Consider the following 19611-nt stretch of genomic DNA (forward strand, 5'->3'; position numbering starts at 1 on the left):
TCCCAAACTCACTTCTTTATTTGCTCGCTAATCTTTCCAAACCTTCTTTCTCTTTCTTGATAAGAAACTATGGCCTCATATAAGTCTTTTTTCCTGAAATCGGGCCACAACGTTTCTGTAATGAAAAACTCGGTATAGGCCATTTGCCAGAGCAAAAAGTTGCTAATACGAAGTTCTCCACTTGTTCTGATCAACAACTCAGGGTCTGGAATTCCCGCAGTTGCCAAATAGTTATTAATTATATCCTGATTTATGTTTTCAGCTTTCAGTTTTCCTTCTTCTACTTCGAGGGCTATTTTTTTCATGGCTTGGGCTATATCCCACCGACCGCTATAGCTCAGGGCCAAAATAAGTGTCATCCGGCTATTTCCACTGGTTTTGTCTATGGCTTCTTGTAGCTCTCTTTGGCATTTGGAGGGCAAGCTTGCCCTGTCTCCAATAGACTCAAGCCTGATGTCATTATCCATCAGCGTTTTAATCTCTGAGCTAAGGGTGGAAACCAACAACTCCATAAGGGCCGTAACTTCAAACTTTGGGCGATTCCAGTTTTCTGTAGAAAAGGCATAGAGCGTAAGGTATTTTACACCGAGCTCTGCGCAACCTTCTGTAACATCTCTTACAGACTTTACTGCACTCTTATGCCCAAACACCCGGGCAGCGCCTTGTTTTTTGGCCCAGCGGCCATTGCCGTCCATAATTACTGCAATATGCTCCGGAAGATTGTCTTGCCTGATTTTTTCTTTCATCTACACACCTCTAAAAAAATCAAGCGCGAAGGTACAAAATTGAAACAGCTTTCTAAAAGCTAATGTACTCTTTGTCAATCAGATTAGAAGAATGGCTTCCAACACACAATCTTATAGAAGGTATAACTGAGCGATATGGATGTATTAAACATCCAATCATTGTCGTTGGGGTTTCCTCCCCGGTAGTCTTTAATGTTCGGTGTGGCTTCAGATACATTGTCTAGCATATCTGAGCCAGTACTTATGGCCGAAGTGGCAATACCCAATACCCACCGCCTGTCTAATCGTAATTTTACTCCTACACCTACTGGTATGCGCAAATTAATACCTGTGTCGTAGTTATTGAGAAAATTATCTTGTCCTTCCATTCGGTAAAGGCCTGCCCCAAAAAACAAATAGGGAGTCCAGAACTGCTGAAGTTTTTCATTCCTGTAGTTAAGAAAATGATACTCAATGAGCAGGTCGGTTAGAAAGAAACTACCTTCAAACGAAGCTCTCCTGTTGGCTGAAAACACGTCAAATGCTTCATCATCTGCCCCTTTCAACTGACCAATTCCAGCCGAAATGCGGTAACTCACCCCCTCATTAAGGTGCTTTCTGATGAAGAACTGCCCACCCAAAGATCCATTGGAGAAATCGTATTTTCTCACCACATCGCCCAGGTAGTTATTTGTGCCCACTTCCAAACCAATTTCAGACAACTGAGCCTTGGCTGCGAAAGGGATAATAAAAAAGGCAATGATGAACAGATACCTTACAATGGACAGATTATCCGTACGATATGGCTGCAAGCTAGACAACTGATGAAATAGGTTTTAGATGAGTCGAGTTAAATATTGTTAAGTTAATTTCTGGCATCGAGGCCCCAATTTAGCTTTTGTCTGAGAGTGTCAAAATATCTTGTCTCCGGAAAGCGTACCAATTTGGCCTCAAACTCCTCTCTCTTAACGGTTATTTCCACCGAATCGTCTACACTCTGTGATCGGGAATCTAAAGAAACCATGAACTGACGAGATCTTCCTTCAATTTCAAAAGTTATCCGGCTTCTGTCGGATAGAATAATCGGTCGTACATTCAAATTGTGTGGACTAACGGGAGTAAGAATAAAGTTTTTCATGCTGGGGTGTACCAATGGCCCTCCGCAACTCAAAGAATATCCTGTAGATCCGGTGGGTGTGGCGATTATGAGACCATCGGCCCAGTAGCTGTTCAGGTAATCTCCGTCCACATATGTGTGCACCACAATCATGGATGAGGTTTCTCTTTTAACAATTGTCAGCTCGTTTAGCCCAAAGTTAAAGGGTTCAAAAAGCCCTTGATTAGATTCTACATGAATGAGCGACCGTGATTCGATATCGAAGGTGCCGGCTACGAGTTTTTGTAGGGCCTCTTGTACTTCATCGCGCGGGGTGGTAGATAAAAAGCCCAACCTCCCGAGGTTTATACCTACTATGGGGACTTCCCATCGGTCGGTGTAAGTTACCGTGTCCAAAATGGTACCGTCTCCCCCCAAACTCAACACAAAGTCGAAACCGGAGAGGTCTTCTCCTCTTCTGAATGATTTGACTGCGGGTAGTCTAAAATCTTTTTCTGCCAGATCGCTCAGGTACTCGGCAGAAACGCCAACCTCAATACCATCTTTGTTTAAAAAATCGATAATGTCTGAAATACAGCCCTGGGCTTCAGGCCCTGTGCTTTTTCCGTGAATGGCTATCTTCATAGTGGGTGTTAAATGTTGAGATACTTCATGAGAAGGTCGAACCGTTCTTTTTCGTTCGATTTAGATTCTTCTTCCTGAAATCTGCCTATGATTTTATATCCGAAACGTTCAAGAGAGGCAACAATGTGAGAAACTTCTGTCTGATTTATCTTTAACGTTACCCGAAACATACTGCTGTCGGCAATATCTCGGCTCACTGCAACACTCAACACTCTGGCATTTTCACCCTCCACCAGCCTAGAAATTTCCGCCAGAGAATAGTCGCGATAGTTAACGAGCAACACCAAAATAGCTCCCTGATCTTGCACGGCTGTTGAGCTAGCAATGGCACGAATGGTGTCTTCTATACCCACAACCCCCATAAAACTCCCAGCAGAAGATAATACCGCTACCATTTGAGAATCGAAATCGGAAGCCATCCGAATTACATCGTAAAAATGCTGATGCTCCAGCACCACGCAACCGGCATCTTCCAGGTCGTACTCGCTGATTGCCTTTTGAGGATCATTGTCTTCAAGAATAATATCTTCTGAAATGAAGCCTAGAAAACGGCCTTTCTCAATAACAGGCAGCTGGTTGGTACGTAGCTCTTCCATCCAAACAATGGCCTTGTTGCCATCGTCTGTCGGCTTTAGAGGAGGAATCATATGATTAATAAGATCTGCTGCTACCATGAGTTTTGGTTAGTTCAACAAGCCGTTCAGCACTAAAGTTCTGCTGTTAGAACACCGCGGTTCAAACAATATTATAAAATCTAACCCAATTTCTAAGCATCTGCAAACCGTATTCTGTCAGAATGGCCTCCGGGTGAAATTGAACGCCACAGGCCATTAGATTCAGGTTTTCCATGGCCATTAGCTCTCCTTCACTAGTGCGAGCAGTGGCTACAAAGCCTTTGGGCACCTCAGCAAGCACCAGCGAATGATAACGGACCACCGCTAGCTTTGAAGGCAACTGTCCGAACAAACCGGTGCCACTGTGTTGAATGCTGGAAATTTTGCCATGCATGGGCCTTATGGCCTTCACAAGTTGAGCACCATAGTGTATACCCAAAGCCTGATGCCCCAGACAAATTCCTAATACAGGACACTTACCTAGGTAATATTTAGTCAAAGCCATTAACTGACCGGCCGTTTGAGGCTTTTCGGGTCCGGGAGAAAGCACCACCCCCTGATACGTTTCTGATACTATTTCCTCGAACGGTTCATCGTTTCTCTTAACAACCACCTCAAGACCAAGCTGCCGGAAATAGTCTACCAGATTGTAGGTAAACGAATCGTAATTATCAATTAGTAAAATCACACCGGAGAAAGTAGTGCTTTTATTGAATCGAGCATTTCCTGAGCAAATGGCAACACCACATCCAGTGAGGCTATGAGTTTAGGGCCCAACTCAGTAAGAAACGGGTAAAGCACTAACTCTTCGTTTTGGCCAGGCAATTGAAGACCAAAATTACTGACTAACCACAGGAGAATGCTCACGCCAATCGCCCATTTTACAAGGCCTAGTATGGCTCCTGCAAACTTATCGAATCCACCCAAAATGGTCATGTCTATCATTTTTTTAAGCAACTTACCCAGCATGTTCACCAGAATAATAATGGCCAAAAAAATGACAAGAAAAGAGATGAAGGGCAGCAGCTGATCAAAGTCTTGCAAATACTCCGACAGATACACCATGCCTACTTCCATGAGTTTAAAGCCTCCTATAATAGCCAGCACAAAAGCCAACACACCTATTATTTCGAGCAGAAGCCCCTTCTTGAAGCCAAGAACAGCTCCAAAAATCAATGGAATGAGCAAGATGATGTCGAGGGTTTTCAACTATTGACTAAGCAAAGTTTTAACCATGGTAGAAATTGCCTTGCCTTCTGCGCGACCGGCCAAAGCCTTGGAGGCTACACCCATTACTTTGCCCATATCCTGTGGACCGGAAGCACCAACCTGAGCAATTATTTGTTCAAGTTCCTGCTTTAGTTCAGCTTCTGTTAGTTGTTTCGGAAGGTATCTTTCAATTACCTCGGCCTCAGCCATTTCTACAGCATACAAATCTTCTCTGCCCTGCTCTTTATAAATAGCTGCTGAGTCCTTTCTTTGCTTCACTGCTTTTGCCAATAGCTTCATCTCGGCATCGCCAGAGAGTTCACCGGAGCTACCCTTATCGGTTTCAGCCAACAAAATCATTGATTTAATGGCACGAAGAGCTTTTAGCTCGTCCTTATTCTTGGCCAACATAGCTTGCTTTATGTCGGCATCAATTTGCTGTTTTAGGCTCATGGCAAAATATTCTTGAGAGTTTTGAAATCATTAACTTGCGCGCAAAGTTATGCAATAAAGACAATTTGAATGACTAGACTAAGTGTGAACATCAATAAGGTAGCTACCATTCGCAACGCCAGGGGAGGAAACAACCCCAATGTGGTTCAAGTGGCCAAAGATGCAGAACGTTTTGGTGCTCAAGGAATTACAGTTCACCCAAGGCCAGACGAACGCCATATTACGACCCAAGATGTTTACGACTTAAAACAGGTAGTAACCACCGAATACAATATTGAAGGGTTTCCTGATGAACGCTACCTAAAACTCATAGAAGAAGTACGTCCCGAGCAAGCCACACTGGTACCGGATCCTCCTAATGTGCTTACTTCTAATGCTGGTTGGGACACTATTGGCCGAGCAGAGGAGCTCAAGCCTATCATCGACCACATAAAAGATCTTGGTGTGCGAGTGTCAATCTTTGTAGAACCGGAGATAGATATTATGGAAGGAGCTGCCAAACTTGGAACAGACCGCATTGAGCTTTACACAGAAATGTACGCTACAGCATACCGAAAGAACCCTGAACAGGCTATTGCAAAATACGCAGCTGCGTCCAAAAGAGCCCATGAGTTGGGCATTGGTATTAATGCTGGCCATGATCTGGATTTGGAAAATCTTAACTATCTGGTCAAGACTATACCCCATATAGATGAAGTATCCATTGGCCATGCGCTCATCTGTGATGCCCTGTACTATGGCTTGGAAAATACTATTCAACTTTACTTAAGAGAACTAAATATATGAGCACTCTCAACCACAAGATTCTGGGCGAAGGAGAGCCTTTGGTTATTCTTCATGGTCTTTTCGGCTCATTAGACAACTGGATGACTCTCGGAAAAAAATGGGCGGAGTACCAAAAGGTCATTCTGGTTGACCAAAGAAATCATGGCAATTCTTTTCACCACAATGAGTTTAACTATGGTGTAATGGCTCAGGATTTAAAGCAGCTTTTAAATGAGTTAAACATTACCAAATGTACATTACTGGGCCACTCCATGGGCGGTAAAACAGCTATGGAGTTTGCTGTGGCATTTCCCGAAATGGTTGAGCGTCTAATTGTAGCCGATATTGGACCAAAATCATACCCTGTTCACCATACAACCATTATAAAAGCGTTTTACTCAGTCCCACTCAAGAATCTGAGTTCCCGAAATGAGGCCGATGAGCTGCTTAAGGAGCAAATTCCGGACTTCGGCACTCGCCAATTTTTGCTCAAAAACCTGGCGAGGAGCAAGGAAGGCTTTAGCTGGAAAATGAATCTGGATATTATTGCTAAAAACATTGAAGAGGTAGGAAAGGGCCTTAATCAGAATGCTCGCTTCGAAAAACCCACATTGTTTATAAGAGGCTCTAAATCCGATTACGTTTTAAATGATGACCTTAATTTAATTCATTCCATTTTTACCAACTCAAAAGTAGAAACCATAGAAGGTGCTGGTCATTGGTTACATGCTGAAAAGCCTACAGAATTTTTTGAAATTGTAAATGCCTTTTTAGACTAACATGGCCACAGGAGTAGTATACTTAATTCCCAATATCATCTCGCAAAACACTCAAACAGAGGTGATCCCCGCGCAGGTACAAGATGCCATAAAAGCTACTGACATTTTTCTGGTAGAAGACCTAAGAACCGCCAGAAGATACGTGAGCAGCCTACAACTTGGCCTAACCATAGAGAATCTCGACTTCAGAATTTTAGATAAGAAAACCACCTTTGAACAGTGTTTCGAAATTGCCCAACTTGCCCTTGAGGGCAAAAATTTAGGCGTTATTTCGGAAAGCGGTTGTCCAGGAGTGGCAGACCCTGGCGCCAGACTGGTTCACATGGCACAGCAATTAGGAGTGGCTTGCAAACCATTGGTAGGGCCATCGTCAATTTTGATGGCGCTCATGGCCTCTGGTTTCAACGGCCAGTCTTTTGCCTTTCATGGCTACCTGCCCATAGATAGGAAAGCTCGCCAGCAAAAAATAAGGGAGTTGGAGAAGGAGTCCAGAGAAAAGGATCAGACACAAATATTTATGGATACCCCATATCGCAACGAGCCTCTCCTAATGGATATTCTTAAAGTAGCCCGGCCCGATTCGTTTCTTTGTATAGCTCGAGATATTACGGGCGAAAAGGAGCTTATTAAAACAAAACCCGTTGCCAAATGGAATGCGCGCGAGATAGAGCTCAAAAAAATTCCTACTATCTTTCTCCTATATGCCAACTAGAGAATTGTAAAAAGCTTTCACAGTTCTATACATACTCTTATTTTTGCAGCCTTAAAACATTCTAATATGCCATACCTATTTACCTCAGAATCAGTATCGGAAGGTCACCCAGACAAAGTAGCAGACCAAATCTCCGATGCGCTGATAGACAATTTTCTGGCTTTCGATCCGGACTCAAAGGTAGCTTGCGAAACATTGGTTACCACCGGTCAGGTAGTTTTGGCCGGAGAGGTAAAGTCCAACACCTATCTCGATGTGCAGAGAATTGCCAGAGATGTGATCGAAAAAATAGGTTACACTAAGGCAGAGTATCAATTCGACAGCAAATCTTGCGGTGTACTATCGGCTATTCATGAACAATCCGAAGACATTAACCGTGGGGTAGATAGAGCTTCAAAAGAACTGCAAGGCGCAGGCGACCAAGGCATGATGTTTGGCTACGCAACCAACGAAACGGAAAACTACATGCCTCTTGCTCTGGATTTGTCTCACAAGATACTGCAAGTGCTGGCAGACCTTAGAAGAGAAAACAAAGAAATTACTTACCTGAGACCCGATGCTAAATCGCAGGTTACTATAGAGTACAACGATGACAACACCCCTACTCGCATCGATGCTATTGTGGTGTCTACACAGCACGATGATTTTGACGAGGAGGAAGCTATGCTGGCCAAAATTAAATCTGACATCATCAACATTCTGATCCCACGAGTTAAAGCTCAATTGCCAGAAAGAATTCAGAAGCTGTTCAACGATGATATCAAATACCACATCAACCCTACAGGAAAGTTTGTTATTGGAGGGCCACATGGAGATACAGGTCTAACCGGGCGTAAAATTATTGTAGACACTTATGGCGGTAAGGGGGCTCATGGTGGCGGTGCATTTTCTGGTAAGGACCCCTCTAAAGTAGACCGGTCTGCGGCTTATGCAACGCGACATATTGCCAAAAACCTTGTGGCAGCCGGAGTAGCCGATGAAGTACTTGTTCAGGTGTCCTATGCCATTGGCGTAGTTGAGCCAATGGGCATTTATGTGAACACTTATGGTACTTCTAAAGTCCAAATGAACGATGGCGATATAGCCAGAAAGGTTTCCGAAATTTTCGATATGCGTCCTTACGCCATCGAAACCAGGCTCAATTTAAGAACACCCATGTATTCAGAAACAGCCGCCTATGGCCACATGGGAAGAAAAAACGAAGTAGTAAAGAAAGTATTCATCAATTCTAACAATCAGCCTCAGGAGTTTGAAGTAGAACTATTTACCTGGGAAAAATTAGATTATGTAGATAAGGTGAAAAAGGCATTCGGCCTGTAAAATAAAGAGGCTGTTTCAAAAGCTCTAAAACTCCCCATTCTGAATTCAATCAGAATCTATGAGTTCTATAATGAGCACTGTGAAGACCCTGCAACCTGCCTTTACATAAGGCAGGCAAGTTCAGGGTAACGCTCATTTAGCTTTTGAGACAGCTTCTTTCATTTTCTGTTATAGTTGGGCGACCTAGTGGGCTAGCATTTTTTCCTTATGCCGCTTTATCTGTCTTCTAAGTGCCTCCGTACAATGATCTGTGGCCGCCTCAAAAGAACCATTGGTTTTTTGGGCAAATAACTGTTCGCCCGGCACATTGAGCTTAATCTCTACAGTTTTGTTTTGTACACCCTCATTATTCAATCGAAGAATTACCTCGGCATCAATAGTCCTCTCATAAAAGGTATCCAGCTTGTCTAGTTTCTTTTGGATAAAATTGATCAACTTGATGTCTGCATCGAAGTGGAGTGATTGAACTTGTACTTTCATGATGATATAATTTTAAGGGTTAAACTTATGCCTTTGGGTGGGCCTGATCGAAAACCGACTTCAGCTTGTCCAAAGAATTATGTGTATAAACTTGAGTTGCTGCCAAACTACTGTGCCCCAACAAATCTTTCACCGCATTCAAATCGGCACCTTTGTTCAACAAATGTGTGGCAAAGGTATGGCGCAACGCATGAGGGCTCTTCTTATCCAATGACTGTACCTGACTAAGATACTTCTTCACTATTCGGTAGACCAGCATCGGATATGCCTGCCCTCCATTCTTGTTAACGATCAAAAACGAATCGCTATCGTGAGAAAAGGCATGATTTTTCTCAGTTATATAATTTTTTAACAAACTGTTCAATGAACGGGATATAGGAATTATACGCTCCTTATTTCTTTTACCCAAAACCTTTATGGTAGACTGGCCGGGGTTAAAGTCTGAAACCCTTAGACCTAAAAGTTCTGAGAGCCGAATGCCAGTTCCGTAGAGAAGCTCTAGCAACAGTTGCTCCATTTGGCCCTCCAGTGAATCGTCAAAAACTAACCTATTCAGAAAATCGGAAAACTCCTCCTCATTCGCAAAGCCGGGTAGTTCTTTTTTTACTTTTAACGACTTTATCTTGACAGTCGGATCTTGTGAAATAGTATCTCTCTTGAGCAGATACTTATAAAACGATTTAAGTGAAGCAATCTTTCTGTTTACACTTCGGGGAGAAGTACCGCCATCCATCAAAGACAAAACCCAGGCCCTAATCATTAATTGATTGGCTTCGGTTATGTTTTGAACTTTAAACTTACTTTGGCAGAAAAACTCGAATTGCTTTAAGTCGTTTTGGTAAGACTTAACAGTGTGTTGGCTGTAGCGCTTTTCGTAGGATATGTATCTAAGGAAGGAATCTACCATGCCAGTACTGCGTCATTACACACAGTACTAACATAGCAATTTATAACTACTAAAGAAATGGATTAGTAGTTTTCTTTGGCGTACATTTTTTGCTTGTAAGCCGCTTTGATTTTCTCGTTTCTGCGGGTGACAGAAGGCTTCTCGAAATTCGTTCTAGATCTCAATTCTCTTAGAACTCCGGTTCGCTCAAATTTCTTTTTGAAACGCTTGAGCGCCTTATCGATTGATTCGTTTTCTTTTACGTTGATAATGATCATAATCTAAACACCTCCTCTCAAATGGAGCGCAAAGTTAAAGAAAGGATTTACAGATTCCAAGGAAGGTAGAATGATTTACCGAAGTATCTGCCTAGAAATCACCAGTTTTTGAATTTCGGAGGTGCCTTCACCAATTGTACACAATTTGCTGTCTCTATAATACTTCTCTACCGGATAGTCCTTTGTATAGCCATATCCACCAAAAATCTGAACAGCCTCATTGGCAAAAGATACCGCACACTCAGAAGCATAGTACTTGGCCATGGCCGACTCTTTGGTTACCGGCTTGCCATTATTCTTTAAGTGAGCCGCCTGGTAGGTTAGTAGCTTGGCACATTCTAGTTTAGTAGCCATGTCGGCCAATTTGAACGATATGCCCTGAAAATTAAAGATTGGCTGATTAAACTGATGCCTTTCTTGTGAATAGGCCAAAGCAGCTTCAAAGGCTCCCTCAGCTATCCCCAAACTCAGGGCAGCAATGGAAATACGACCTCCGTCCAAAACCTTCATAGCCTGAACAAAGCCCTCTCCTTCTTTACCTAACATGTTTGTTTCAGGTATCCGGCAGTCTTCAAAAATCATCTCAGCCGTTTCAGAGGTTCGCATACCCAGCTTATCCTCCTTCTTACCCGCTTTAAAACCAGGGGTTCCTCTTTCTACCACAAAGGCAGTCATTCCATGCGAATCGCCAACTTCTCCGGTTCTCACAATGACCACAGCCACATCTCCAGACTTGCCATGTGTAATCCAGTTTTTTGTACCGTTAATTACCCACTCGTTGCCATCTTTTCTGGCCGTAGTTTTCATGTTGCCGGCATCTGAACCTGTGTTTGGCTCGGTCAACCCCCAGGCACCAATCCACTCAGCTGTAGCCAGCTTTGGTAGCCAACGTTGCTTTTGCTCTTCATTGCCAAACTGTAAAATGTGTCCGGTACACAAAGAGTTATGCGCAGCCACAGAAAGACCAATTCCCGGGTCGAGCTTAGCCACCTCAGAAACCACTGTAATGTATTCATCATAGGTAAAACCAGAACCACCATAGGCCTGGGGTACCAACACTCCCATTAGGCCCAACTCTCCAAACTTCTTGAAAATATGAACCGGAAACTCTTGCTTATCGTCCCACTCATTGCGAAAAGGGGCTATTTCTCTCTCTCCAAAGTCTTTGATCATATCAGCAATCAGTCGCTGATTCTCGTTCAATTCAAAATCCATTTCCCTTATAGTTTGTCGAAAATTACCAAATTTGAGTTACCAAACAAACGATCGTTAGGTAGAATAGTTTAACGATAATTTGGAGAGCTTTAACTTTGAAAATCAGACATTCAACTAAATTGCACCTGTAATTAAAACATACTCAATTAGCTTCGTGAAAAATCCTATCATGAAAAAAATATTGATCACGGGAGGGGCTGGGTTTATTGGCAGCCATGTAGTTCGGCTCTTCGTGAACAACTATCAAGACTATTATATCTTCAATCTGGATGCGCTCACCTATGCGGGTAATCTGGAAAACCTCAAGGATGTACAAGGGGCGTCTAATTATACCTTCTTAAAAGGTGATATTACAGACGCTGAATTTCTGGACGACTTGTTTGCTACCCATCGTTTCGATGGGGTCATACATCTGGCGGCAGAATCGCATGTAGACCGGTCTATTGCCGACCCCCTGGCTTTCGTTAAAACCAACATTATAGGTACGGTCAACTTGTTGAACGCTGCCAAAAAACACTGGGCAGACAACTTGGAGGGCAAAAGGTTTTATCACATTTCTACTGATGAGGTCTATGGATCGCTGGGTGAAACAGGATTCTTCTTAGAAAGTACTCCTTACGATCCTCAATCGCCCTACTCTGCCTCAAAAGCAGGGTCTGATCATTTTGTAAGGGCTTATGCAAATACCTACAAATTGCCCGTGGTTATTTCCAATTGTTCCAATAACTATGGCCCTAATCAGTTTCCGGAAAAATTGCTACCGCTTTGCATACACAATATCAAAAATAACAAGCCTCTACCCATTTATGGCAAAGGGGATAACATACGAGACTGGCTGTATGTGGTAGACCATGCCAGAGCCATCGATGTGATCTTTCACAGGGGTAGGCTGGGCGAAACTTATAACATTGGTGGGTTTAATGAGTGGAAGAACCTGGACATTGTAGAACTTCTCTGTGACGTAATGGACCGCAAGTTGGGCCGTACCTTGGGGCAGTCCAGAAAGCTTATCACTTTTGTGAAAGACCGGGCCGGCCACGACAAGCGTTATGCCATAGATGCTTCGAAAATTAAAGATGAACTGGGATGGCAGCCCTCGCTGCAGTTTGAAGAGGGTTTGGAGAAAACCGTAGATTGGTACCTGGCCAATGAAGAATGGTTGGATCATGTAACTTCGGGTGCGTACCAAAACTATTACCAAAAACAATATCAGATATGAAGGGAATCATTTTGGCCGGAGGTTCCGGCACCAGACTATATCCGCTTACATATACTGTAAGTAAGCAGCTAATGCCGGTTTATGATAAACCCATGATCTATTACCCTTTGTCTATACTCATGCTGGCGGGTATCAGAGAAATACTGATTATTTCAACCCCTCACGACTTGCCTAACTTCATTAAATTGTTAGGCGATGGTAGCCGCATTGGTTGCTCGTTTAGCTATGCGGAACAGCCCAAACCGGAAGGTTTGGCACAGGCTTTTACCATTGGAGAGGAATTCATTGGCAACGACAAAGTAGCCCTTATTCTGGGAGATAATATTTTCTATGGATCGGGTTTGCCAAAATTGCTGAAGGAAAATGCCGATCCGGAGGGAGGCATTGTTTATGCTTACCGCGTAAACGATCCGGAACGTTACGGAGTGGTGGAGTTTGATAAAGACATGAACGCCATTTCCATAGAAGAAAAACCACAAAACCCAAAGTCCAACTGGGCGGTACCGGGCTTGTACTTCTACGACAATCAGGTGGTTGACATTGCCAAAAACCTAAAACCCAGTGCCAGAGGTGAGCTGGAAATTACCGATGTAAACAAAACCTACCTGAATATGGGGCAGCTCAAGGTGAGCACTATGGACCGTGGAACGGCCTGGCTGGATACCGGAACGATTGATTCGCTGATGCAGGCGGGGCAGTTTGTTCAAATCCTGGAAAAAAGGCAGGGTATCAAAATCTCATGTATCGAAGAAATTGCCTACCGAATGGGTTATATCTCTTCAGAAAAACTAGCAGAAATTGCCCGGCCTCTTGAAAAGTCGGGATATGGCGAGTACCTACTCGGTTTACTAAAGCAGTAAACTACTCGTTGTAGAGTACAGTGAGTACCACATGTGCCACAGCACCCAATACGTCTTTTGAAATTACCGAAAGATTGTCTTCCTGTGTGTGGTGATATGGCCCAAAGTCATTGACATTTTTCCGATAATCAATAATGTCAATCATCGGTATGCGCGCATGTTCATTCACAAACTTATGATCGTCAATAATCAGTCCCATGCCCATCTCTTTGACAAACAGGTTGGAGTAACCCAGTTCATGGGCAATATCCCATGTTCGGGATAACACTCGGCCGGCATTCTGCTGCGAAACACCATCGTAGTAAAACGTAGATCCCTGAGCCCCTACCATATCCAGAAGAATACCGTAGTATGCCGTATAGTTTGGATTATGCTTGTTTTTGCTCCAATACTGAGACCCCAAACAATACCAAGACTCTTTACCATAGTCTCTGGGATTGGCCACATCGCTCATGTTTTCGTGTTGCCCCCAATCTTCCCCATCAAATAAAATCATATCAACTCCAACAGCAGGAGGGTTATCGCCACTCATTATTCGAGCTATTTCCAGTAACACGGCCACACCACTTCCGCCATCATTGGCACCATCTATCTTTATCATATCATTGTTTGGGTCCTTATCGCCAAACGGCCTGGTATCCCAGTGAGCTGCCAACAAGATTCTCTTTTTTGCACTAGGGTTAAACGAGGCGATAATATTCTTAAGCTGAACCTCCGTTCCGTCATAAACCCTGTCTTTGAATGCCTGCACAGTCACTTTACCACCATATCCTTCAAACTTATTTACAAACCAATTGGCTGCATGCTCATGAGCCTCGGTATTTGGCACTCTGGGGCCAAACTCCACCTGCTGCTCCACAAAAGCATACAGTGAATCCTTGTTGGGTCTGGGAGCCTCTTTTAAGTTCAGGCTTGCTTTTGCTACAGAAGTTTTGCTTCCCGTAGAGTCGCAAGAAAAAGTAATAGCGGCCAAAAATGCCAACAGCAGTAAACAGGCTTTTTTCATAACATCTTATTCTTGAGGTAAAAATAAAGGCATTTCTGGTTCTGAACGAATGAAAGAGCTATTTGATATGAAATAAAAAACCTCTATTTTTGCAACACTTAATGGTTACTTTCCAGAGGGGACAGCAAGTCCCCTCTTTCATTATTGACTATGAAAGAACTAACAGACCAAATAAAAACGCTTGCAGAAAGCCATTTGAAAGACGACAGCTACTTCATTGTAGATGTGATTTCCAAAGGTGTTTCGGGCAAAACAAAGATTTTGGTGCTGTTAGATGGAGACCAGGGAGTAACCATAGATGATTGTGCCGAATTGAGCAGAAATTTGGCTGAAGATATTGAACTGGAAGATCTTATAGATGTGGCCTATGTACTGGAAGTTTCTTCACCGGGTCTTGACCACCCGCTTGCATCGCTAAGACAGTTCAGGAAAAATGTAGGTCGCAAACTGAGGGTCAGACTGAAGTCAGGAAGCCAGATAGAAGGCAACCTTCAGGTAGTAAACGAAGCCGCCATAGTGTTGGCTGCAGAAAGTAAAGAGAAAAAAAAGAAAGTGGTAGAAGAGAAAGAGATTTCCTTCGCGGATATTGAAAAAGCCAATGTGTTAGTGTCATTTAAGTAAAGAAAATGGACAGTGGAATTTTAATTGAGTCTTTTGCAGATTTTGCAAAGCAGAAAAATGTCGATAGACCTACCATGATCAGAATTCTGGAAGATGTTTTCAGAACAATGATCCGCAAGAAATTCGAAGTAGACGATAATTTCGACATCATCATTAACGCAGACAAAGGAGACCTTGAAATATGGAGGTTTAGAGAAATCGTTGATGACGACTCTGAAGATATTTGGGACTATGATAAGATTAGTCTCACCGAGGCCAGAAAAATTGAGCCTGACTTTGAAATTGGCGAAGAAGTAGCTGAAGAAATCAAGCTGGAAGACTTTGGCCGAAGAGCTGTAATGACCGCTCGTCAGACACTAATTCAACGAATCAAAGACCTGGAGAAGGACATTCTGTACCAGAAATACAAAGACTTGGTTGGCGAAATTATTTCGGCCGAAGTTTATCAAATTCTGGGTAGAGAAGTATTGCTGGTAGATGGTGAAGGTAATGAGCTTTCACTGCCTAAGAACGAGCAAATTTCTAAAGACAGATTCCGTAAAGGAGACAACGTAAGAGCCATTGTAGATCGTGTTGAAATGATCAATGGCAACCCGAAAATTATCCTTTCCAGAACATCTGGTGAGTTCCTCGAAAGACTATTCGAAAGCGAAGTTCCGGAAGTATACGATGGCCTCATTACCATTAAGAAGGTGGTTCGTGAGCCCGGTGAAAGAGCAAAAGTAGCTGTTGAATCTTACGATGACAGAATAGACCCTGTAGGAGCTTGCGTGGGTATGAAAGGCTCCAGAATTCACTCCATTGTAAGAGAGTTGCAAAACGAGAATATTGATGTGATCAACTTTACCGACAACATGGAGCTCTACATTGCCAGAGCTTTGAGTCCGGCAAAGATATCGAGCATGAAAATACTGGGCGATGAGGGACGTGTATCTGTGTATCTCAAACCAGACCAGGTGTCTTTGGCCATCGGAAAAGGAGGCCAAAACATTAAACTCGCTTCTAAGCTGGTTGGCTTAGAAATAGATGTATTCAGAGAATTGAGCGACTACGAAGAAGAAGATGTTGATCTGGACGAATTTGCCGATGAGATTGACAGCTGGATTATCGATGAGCTCAAAAGAATTGGCCTTGATACTGCCAAAAGTGTTTTAGCCCTTGCTCAAGACGATATTGTAAGAAGAACTGAGCTGGAAGAAGAAACCGTAAAGTATCTATTCGAAATCCTTAATAAGGAGTTCGAGCAATAGTAGAATTTTATAAAACCTTAAAAAGAGGGATATTTGAGTATGTCAGAAGATAAAATGATGAGGCTAAGCCAGGTGGCAAGAAAACTAAACGTGGGTAGAAACACCATCGTAGATTTTCTTTCTGCTAAGGGCTTCGCGGTAGATAGCAGCCCTAACGCCAAGATATCTGGAGAGCAATATGATATGCTGGCCAAGGAGTTTGCTGCATCGGCCCATGAGAAAGAAGAGGCCTCTCATCTAACCATTGGGACGAAACATGTAGAAGACATGGTAATCGACTCCAGTGGTATAACGACAGAACCATTTAAAGAAAAGGAGCCTGCCAAAAAAGAAGAGCCTAAGAAGGCAGAGCCCAAAGCTGAGGAACCTAAAAAACCAGAGGCCAAGCCAGAAGCTGAAAAGCCTGCTGAAGAGGAAAAGCCGAAGGAAAAGCCGAAGGCCGAACCGGTAGCCGAAAAACCGAAGGTTACTGAACAACCCAAGGCAAAGGAGGAAGAGCAAGAGGAAGAAGAGCGAAAACCCGGACTACGGGTGCTAGGCAAAATCGACCTTGATGCCGGTAAGAAAAAGCCCGAACAAAAGGCTCCTGAGAAGAAAGAAGAACCTAAACCTGAGCCAAAGAAAGAGGAGGCTCCCAAGGTAGAAAAAGCTCCTGAAGCCCCTAAGAAGGAAAACGAGCTCATTGAAGCCAAAGCCGATTCACTAAGAGGACTGAAGGTACTGGGTAAAATAGAACTGCCGGTAGACAAGCCCAAGAAGTCGAAAGATGACGACAAACAAAATCAGGGCGAACACCGCGGCAAACGACCAAGAAAGCGAATTCAACAAACTAAAGTTGAGCGTGCTTCTAAAGGCGCCAATGACAACCGAAGAGGAGGCAACCAAAGAGGAGGCAAACGCCAGGCTCCGAAAGAAGAGCTTACCGATAAAGAAATTCAGGAACAAATTAAGGAAACACTTGCCCGTTTGAGCGGAGGTGGAAAAGGTGGAGGAAAAAGCCGCTCCAAGTACCGAAAGGAAAAGAGAAGTGCTGCTGCCGAAGCTGCCGAAGAGCAAATGCTCAAACAGCAAGAAGAAAGCAAAATTCTTAAGGTTACTGAGTTTATCTCAGCCAGCGATCTGGCCAGTTTAATGAACGTATCGGTAAACGATGTGATTTCCACCTGTATGTCTTTGGGAATGTTCGTTTCCATAAACCAGAGACTGGATGCAGAGGCCATAACCATTATTGCCGATGAGTTTGGCTACGATGTTCAGTTTACTTCGGCCGATGATGAAGTAGAAGTACTGGAAGAAGAAGACAGCCCGGAAGATCTGCAAGAAAGAGCACCAATTGTTACCATAATGGGTCACGTAGACCACGGTAAAACTTCATTGCTCGATTACATTAGAGACGCCAACGTAACTGCCGGTGAGGCGGGTGGAATTACCCAGCACATTGGTGCATATGATGTAGAAACCAAAGATGGTAAACGAATAGCATTTTTGGATACACCAGGTCACGAAGCCTTTACGGCCATGCGTGCTCGTGGAGCTAAAATCACTGACGTTGCCATTATTGTAGTGGCTGCAGACGACAACGTTATGCCTCAAACCAAAGAGGCCATAAATCACGCTCAGGTAGCGGAAGTACCTATTGTTATAGCCATTAACAAAGTAGATAAGCCCAACGCAAACCCTGACAAAATCAGAGAAGAACTAGCCAACCTGAATATTCTGGTTGAAGACTGGGGAGGAAAGTACCAATGCCAGGAAGTTTCGGCCAAAACGGGTCAGGGAATTGATGAGCTTCTCGAAAAAGTATTGCTCGAAGCAGAACTTCAGGAGCTAAAAGCCAACCCAAATAAGAATGCCGTAGGAACTGTGATAGAAGCCTCTCTCGATAAAGGTAGAGGATACCTCGCCACCCTTATGGTACAATCAGGCACAATGAAAATTGGCGATGTTGTGCTGGCAGGGTCGCACTATGGCAAAGTAAAGGCCATGTTCGATCACCGTGGCAACCGACTCAAAGAAGTTGGCCCTTCTACCCCGGTTCAAATGCTTGGTTTAGATGGCGCCCCTCAGGCCGGAGACAAGTTCAACGTAATGGACAGTGAGCGAGAAGCTCGCGAAATTGCCAACAAACGTGAGCAGATACTCAGAGAGCAAAGTGTAAGAACCAAAAAGCACATTACACTCGATGAGATTGGAAGACGTTTGGCCGTTGGAAACTTCAAAGAACTCAATGTAATTGTGAAGGGTGATGTGGACGGTTCTGTAGAAGCACTGAGTGATTCCTTGCTTAAGCTCTCTACAGATGAGGTTCAGGTAAACATCATTCACAAAGCCGTTGGTCAAATCTCAGAGTCCGATGTACTACTGGCCACCGCTTCAGATGCCATTATTCTGGGCTTCCAGGTGAGGCCATCGGGAGGAGCAAGAAAACTCGCTGAAACCGAAGAAATCGAAATCAGACTTTACTCCATCATCTACGATGCCATCAACGAGATCAAAGATGCTATGGAAGGCCTGCTGGAACCAACTGAAAAAGAAGTAATCACGGGTAATATCGAAGTCCGCGAAACCTTCAAAATATCTAAAGTGGGTACTGTGGCAGGATGTTATGTAACCGATGGTTATGTGAAACGAAATAATCAAATCCGACTAATCCGCGATGGTATTGTAGTATATACCGGAGACATCGGCCAACTGAAGCGTTTCAAAGACGATGTAGGTGAAGTAAAAGCCGGTTACGAATGCGGGTTGAGCATTAAAAACTTCAACGATATCAAAGTAGGAGATATAATTGAAGGCTTTGAAATTCAGGAAGTAAAAAGAACGCTCTAATTATAAATTAGGAGTTTCTACAACTGTCTCAAAAGCAAATTGGAACTTTGAACAATCGTCAAAGACCGGTGCTTTTGAGGCAGTTTTTTTTACTACTTCACCGCAGACCAGCTCAGAGAATCAATGAGATTGTGTATGGAGGCCTCAATAGCTTTAAGCCGTTCCGGTGCGCCATCATAATCGACCACCGTTTTCTTCTTGCCCCCATTGTAAAAGCTTACAGTAGTGGTTGGCAAATCCTTTCGACTGGATGTGTATTGGCTCTCCAATTCCATAAAGCGGTTTTCTACAAACAAACTTAGCAGCTCATCCAACCGTGCCTCAGGCAGCCGAGCCTCAAAGCTTCCTTCAAGAGGAAGAAACTTCCGGGCATTTAGTATCACCTTTCCTGAACTGAAAATTGAAATATCATAATCAGGGCAAGCACCCATGCAAGCTGTTTTCTTCATGAAAACAACAGGCAGTTCGCTTCCGCTATTTTCGGCCGATTTGCACCCAAATAAAATGAGCATTAAAAAAACAAAGTGCTTTTTCATAGAGAACCAGTTATAGTATTAACTTAATACAATGTATGTAGTTTATCAGTTTAAACGTCAAATTTTGAATCAGTTTCATACAGAGTGTACCGAATGATTCAATAGGCGTTTTT

Annotated in this window: 22 protein-coding genes; 9 read left to right on the top strand and 13 right to left on the bottom strand. The window is 43.4% G+C overall.

The window, feature by feature from the left end; translation table 11 throughout:
* Positions 1–8: 8 nt before the first annotated feature.
* The 7 genes from uppS to IE164_RS02780 form a co-directional block, all read right to left on the bottom strand.
* A complete protein-coding gene (gene uppS, locus IE164_RS02750; RefSeq protein WP_189628649.1) occupies positions 9–746 on the bottom strand; it encodes an undecaprenyl pyrophosphate synthase in 738 nt (245 codons plus the stop codon).
* Positions 747–829: 83 nt separating this feature from the next.
* Complete coding sequence (gene porG, locus IE164_RS02755; RefSeq protein ID WP_189628650.1) at positions 830–1546, bottom strand: type IX secretion system protein PorG; 717 nt, start codon at positions 1544–1546, stop codon at positions 830–832.
* 44 nt (positions 1547–1590) lie between these two features.
* Entirely contained in the window at positions 1591–2466 is an 876-nt protein-coding gene (locus IE164_RS02760; protein WP_189628651.1) for an NAD kinase, read from the bottom strand.
* Positions 2467–2474: 8 nt separating this feature from the next.
* On the bottom strand, positions 2475–3140 hold the full coding sequence (locus IE164_RS02765) for a CBS domain-containing protein (protein ID WP_229838497.1): 666 nt from the start codon (positions 3138–3140) through the stop codon (positions 2475–2477).
* 61 nt (positions 3141–3201) lie between these two features.
* On the bottom strand, positions 3202–3768 hold the full coding sequence (locus tag IE164_RS02770; RefSeq protein WP_189628652.1) for an anthranilate synthase component II: 567 nt from the start codon (positions 3766–3768) through the stop codon (positions 3202–3204).
* The gene (locus IE164_RS02775) at positions 3765–4289 is read right to left on the bottom strand and encodes a CvpA family protein (RefSeq protein ID WP_189628653.1); all 525 of its coding nucleotides are present in this window, start codon (positions 4287–4289) and stop codon (positions 3765–3767) included. The genes IE164_RS02770 and IE164_RS02775 overlap by 4 nt, the downstream gene beginning before the upstream one ends.
* Positions 4290–4742: a GatB/YqeY domain-containing protein gene (locus IE164_RS02780; RefSeq protein WP_189628654.1), complete on the bottom strand. Its 453-nt coding sequence runs from the start codon at positions 4740–4742 to the stop codon at positions 4290–4292.
* A 69-nt stretch (positions 4743–4811) separates the two neighbouring features.
* On the opposite strand from IE164_RS02780, the gene IE164_RS02785 reads away from it, so the two are divergent.
* The 4 genes from IE164_RS02785 (at position 4812) to metK (ending at position 8318) form a co-directional block, all read left to right on the top strand.
* Complete coding sequence (locus IE164_RS02785; protein ID WP_189628655.1) at positions 4812–5528, top strand: pyridoxine 5'-phosphate synthase; 717 nt, start codon at positions 4812–4814, stop codon at positions 5526–5528.
* Positions 5525–6286, top strand: a complete 762-nt coding sequence (locus IE164_RS02790; protein WP_189628656.1) for an alpha/beta fold hydrolase — start codon at positions 5525–5527, stop codon at positions 6284–6286. Before IE164_RS02785 ends, IE164_RS02790 begins: the two co-directional genes overlap by 4 nt.
* A 1-nt stretch (position 6287) precedes the next feature.
* The gene (locus IE164_RS02795; protein WP_189628657.1) at positions 6288–6998 is read left to right on the top strand and encodes an SAM-dependent methyltransferase; all 711 of its coding nucleotides are present in this window, start codon (positions 6288–6290) and stop codon (positions 6996–6998) included.
* A 66-nt stretch (positions 6999–7064) separates the two neighbouring features.
* Positions 7065–8318 carry a methionine adenosyltransferase gene (metK, locus tag IE164_RS02800; RefSeq protein WP_189628658.1) on the top strand — a complete coding sequence of 418 codons (1254 nt, stop codon included), beginning with the start codon at positions 7065–7067 and terminating at the stop codon, positions 8316–8318.
* A gap of 183 nt (positions 8319–8501) precedes the next feature.
* On the opposite strand, the gene hpf is transcribed toward metK, so the two are convergent.
* The 4 genes from hpf to IE164_RS02820 all read right to left on the bottom strand — a co-directional run bounded on the left by hpf (position 8502) and on the right by IE164_RS02820 (position 11177).
* A complete protein-coding gene (gene hpf, locus IE164_RS02805) occupies positions 8502–8798 on the bottom strand; it encodes a ribosome hibernation-promoting factor, HPF/YfiA family (protein WP_189628659.1) in 297 nt (98 codons plus the stop codon).
* 25 nt (positions 8799–8823) lie between these two features.
* Positions 8824–9705 carry a tyrosine-type recombinase/integrase gene (locus tag IE164_RS02810; protein ID WP_189628660.1) on the bottom strand — a complete coding sequence of 294 codons (882 nt, stop codon included), beginning with the start codon at positions 9703–9705 and terminating at the stop codon, positions 8824–8826.
* 62 nt (positions 9706–9767) lie between these two features.
* Positions 9768–9962, bottom strand: a complete 195-nt coding sequence (gene rpsU / locus IE164_RS02815) for a 30S ribosomal protein S21 (protein ID WP_189628661.1) — start codon at positions 9960–9962, stop codon at positions 9768–9770.
* Between the two features lie 75 nt (positions 9963–10037).
* Positions 10038–11177: an acyl-CoA dehydrogenase gene (locus IE164_RS02820; protein ID WP_189628662.1), complete on the bottom strand. Its 1140-nt coding sequence runs from the start codon at positions 11175–11177 to the stop codon at positions 10038–10040.
* 169 nt (positions 11178–11346) lie between these two features.
* On the opposite strand from IE164_RS02820, the gene rfbB reads away from it, so the two are divergent.
* Together rfbB and rfbA are read left to right on the top strand one after the other, a co-directional pair.
* Positions 11347–12396: a dTDP-glucose 4,6-dehydratase gene (gene rfbB / locus IE164_RS02825; RefSeq protein ID WP_189628663.1), complete on the top strand. Its 1050-nt coding sequence runs from the start codon at positions 11347–11349 to the stop codon at positions 12394–12396.
* Positions 12393–13256 carry a glucose-1-phosphate thymidylyltransferase RfbA gene (gene rfbA / locus IE164_RS02830; protein WP_189628664.1) on the top strand — a complete coding sequence of 288 codons (864 nt, stop codon included), beginning with the start codon at positions 12393–12395 and terminating at the stop codon, positions 13254–13256. The genes rfbB and rfbA overlap by 4 nt, the downstream gene beginning before the upstream one ends.
* A gap of 1 nt (position 13257) precedes the next feature.
* On the opposite strand, the gene IE164_RS02835 is transcribed toward rfbA, so the two are convergent.
* Positions 13258–14262, bottom strand: a complete 1005-nt coding sequence (locus IE164_RS02835) for a M28 family peptidase (protein ID WP_189628665.1) — start codon at positions 14260–14262, stop codon at positions 13258–13260.
* Positions 14263–14412: 150 nt separating this feature from the next.
* On the opposite strand from IE164_RS02835, the gene rimP reads away from it, so the two are divergent.
* The 3 genes from rimP to infB are packed head-to-tail and all read left to right on the top strand — an operon-like array spanning position 14413 to position 18962.
* The gene (rimP, locus tag IE164_RS02840) at positions 14413–14883 is read left to right on the top strand and encodes a ribosome maturation factor RimP (RefSeq protein WP_189628666.1); all 471 of its coding nucleotides are present in this window, start codon (positions 14413–14415) and stop codon (positions 14881–14883) included.
* A 5-nt stretch (positions 14884–14888) separates the two neighbouring features.
* On the top strand, positions 14889–16133 hold the full coding sequence (nusA, locus tag IE164_RS02845) for a transcription termination factor NusA (protein WP_189628667.1): 1245 nt from the start codon (positions 14889–14891) through the stop codon (positions 16131–16133).
* Between the two features lie 39 nt (positions 16134–16172).
* Positions 16173–18962 (top strand): translation initiation factor IF-2, encoded by a 2790-nt coding sequence (infB, locus tag IE164_RS02850; protein WP_189628668.1) that lies wholly within the window; start codon positions 16173–16175, stop codon positions 18960–18962.
* Positions 18963–19054: 92 nt separating this feature from the next.
* On the opposite strand, the gene IE164_RS02855 is transcribed toward infB, so the two are convergent.
* Positions 19055–19498 carry a DUF6438 domain-containing protein gene (locus IE164_RS02855; RefSeq protein WP_189628669.1) on the bottom strand — a complete coding sequence of 148 codons (444 nt, stop codon included), beginning with the start codon at positions 19496–19498 and terminating at the stop codon, positions 19055–19057.
* Positions 19499–19611 lie beyond the last annotated feature (113 nt).

It is taken from the genome of Roseivirga thermotolerans, from assembly GCF_014653175.1.
GTDB lineage: Bacteria > Bacteroidota > Bacteroidia > Cytophagales > Cyclobacteriaceae > Roseivirga > Roseivirga thermotolerans.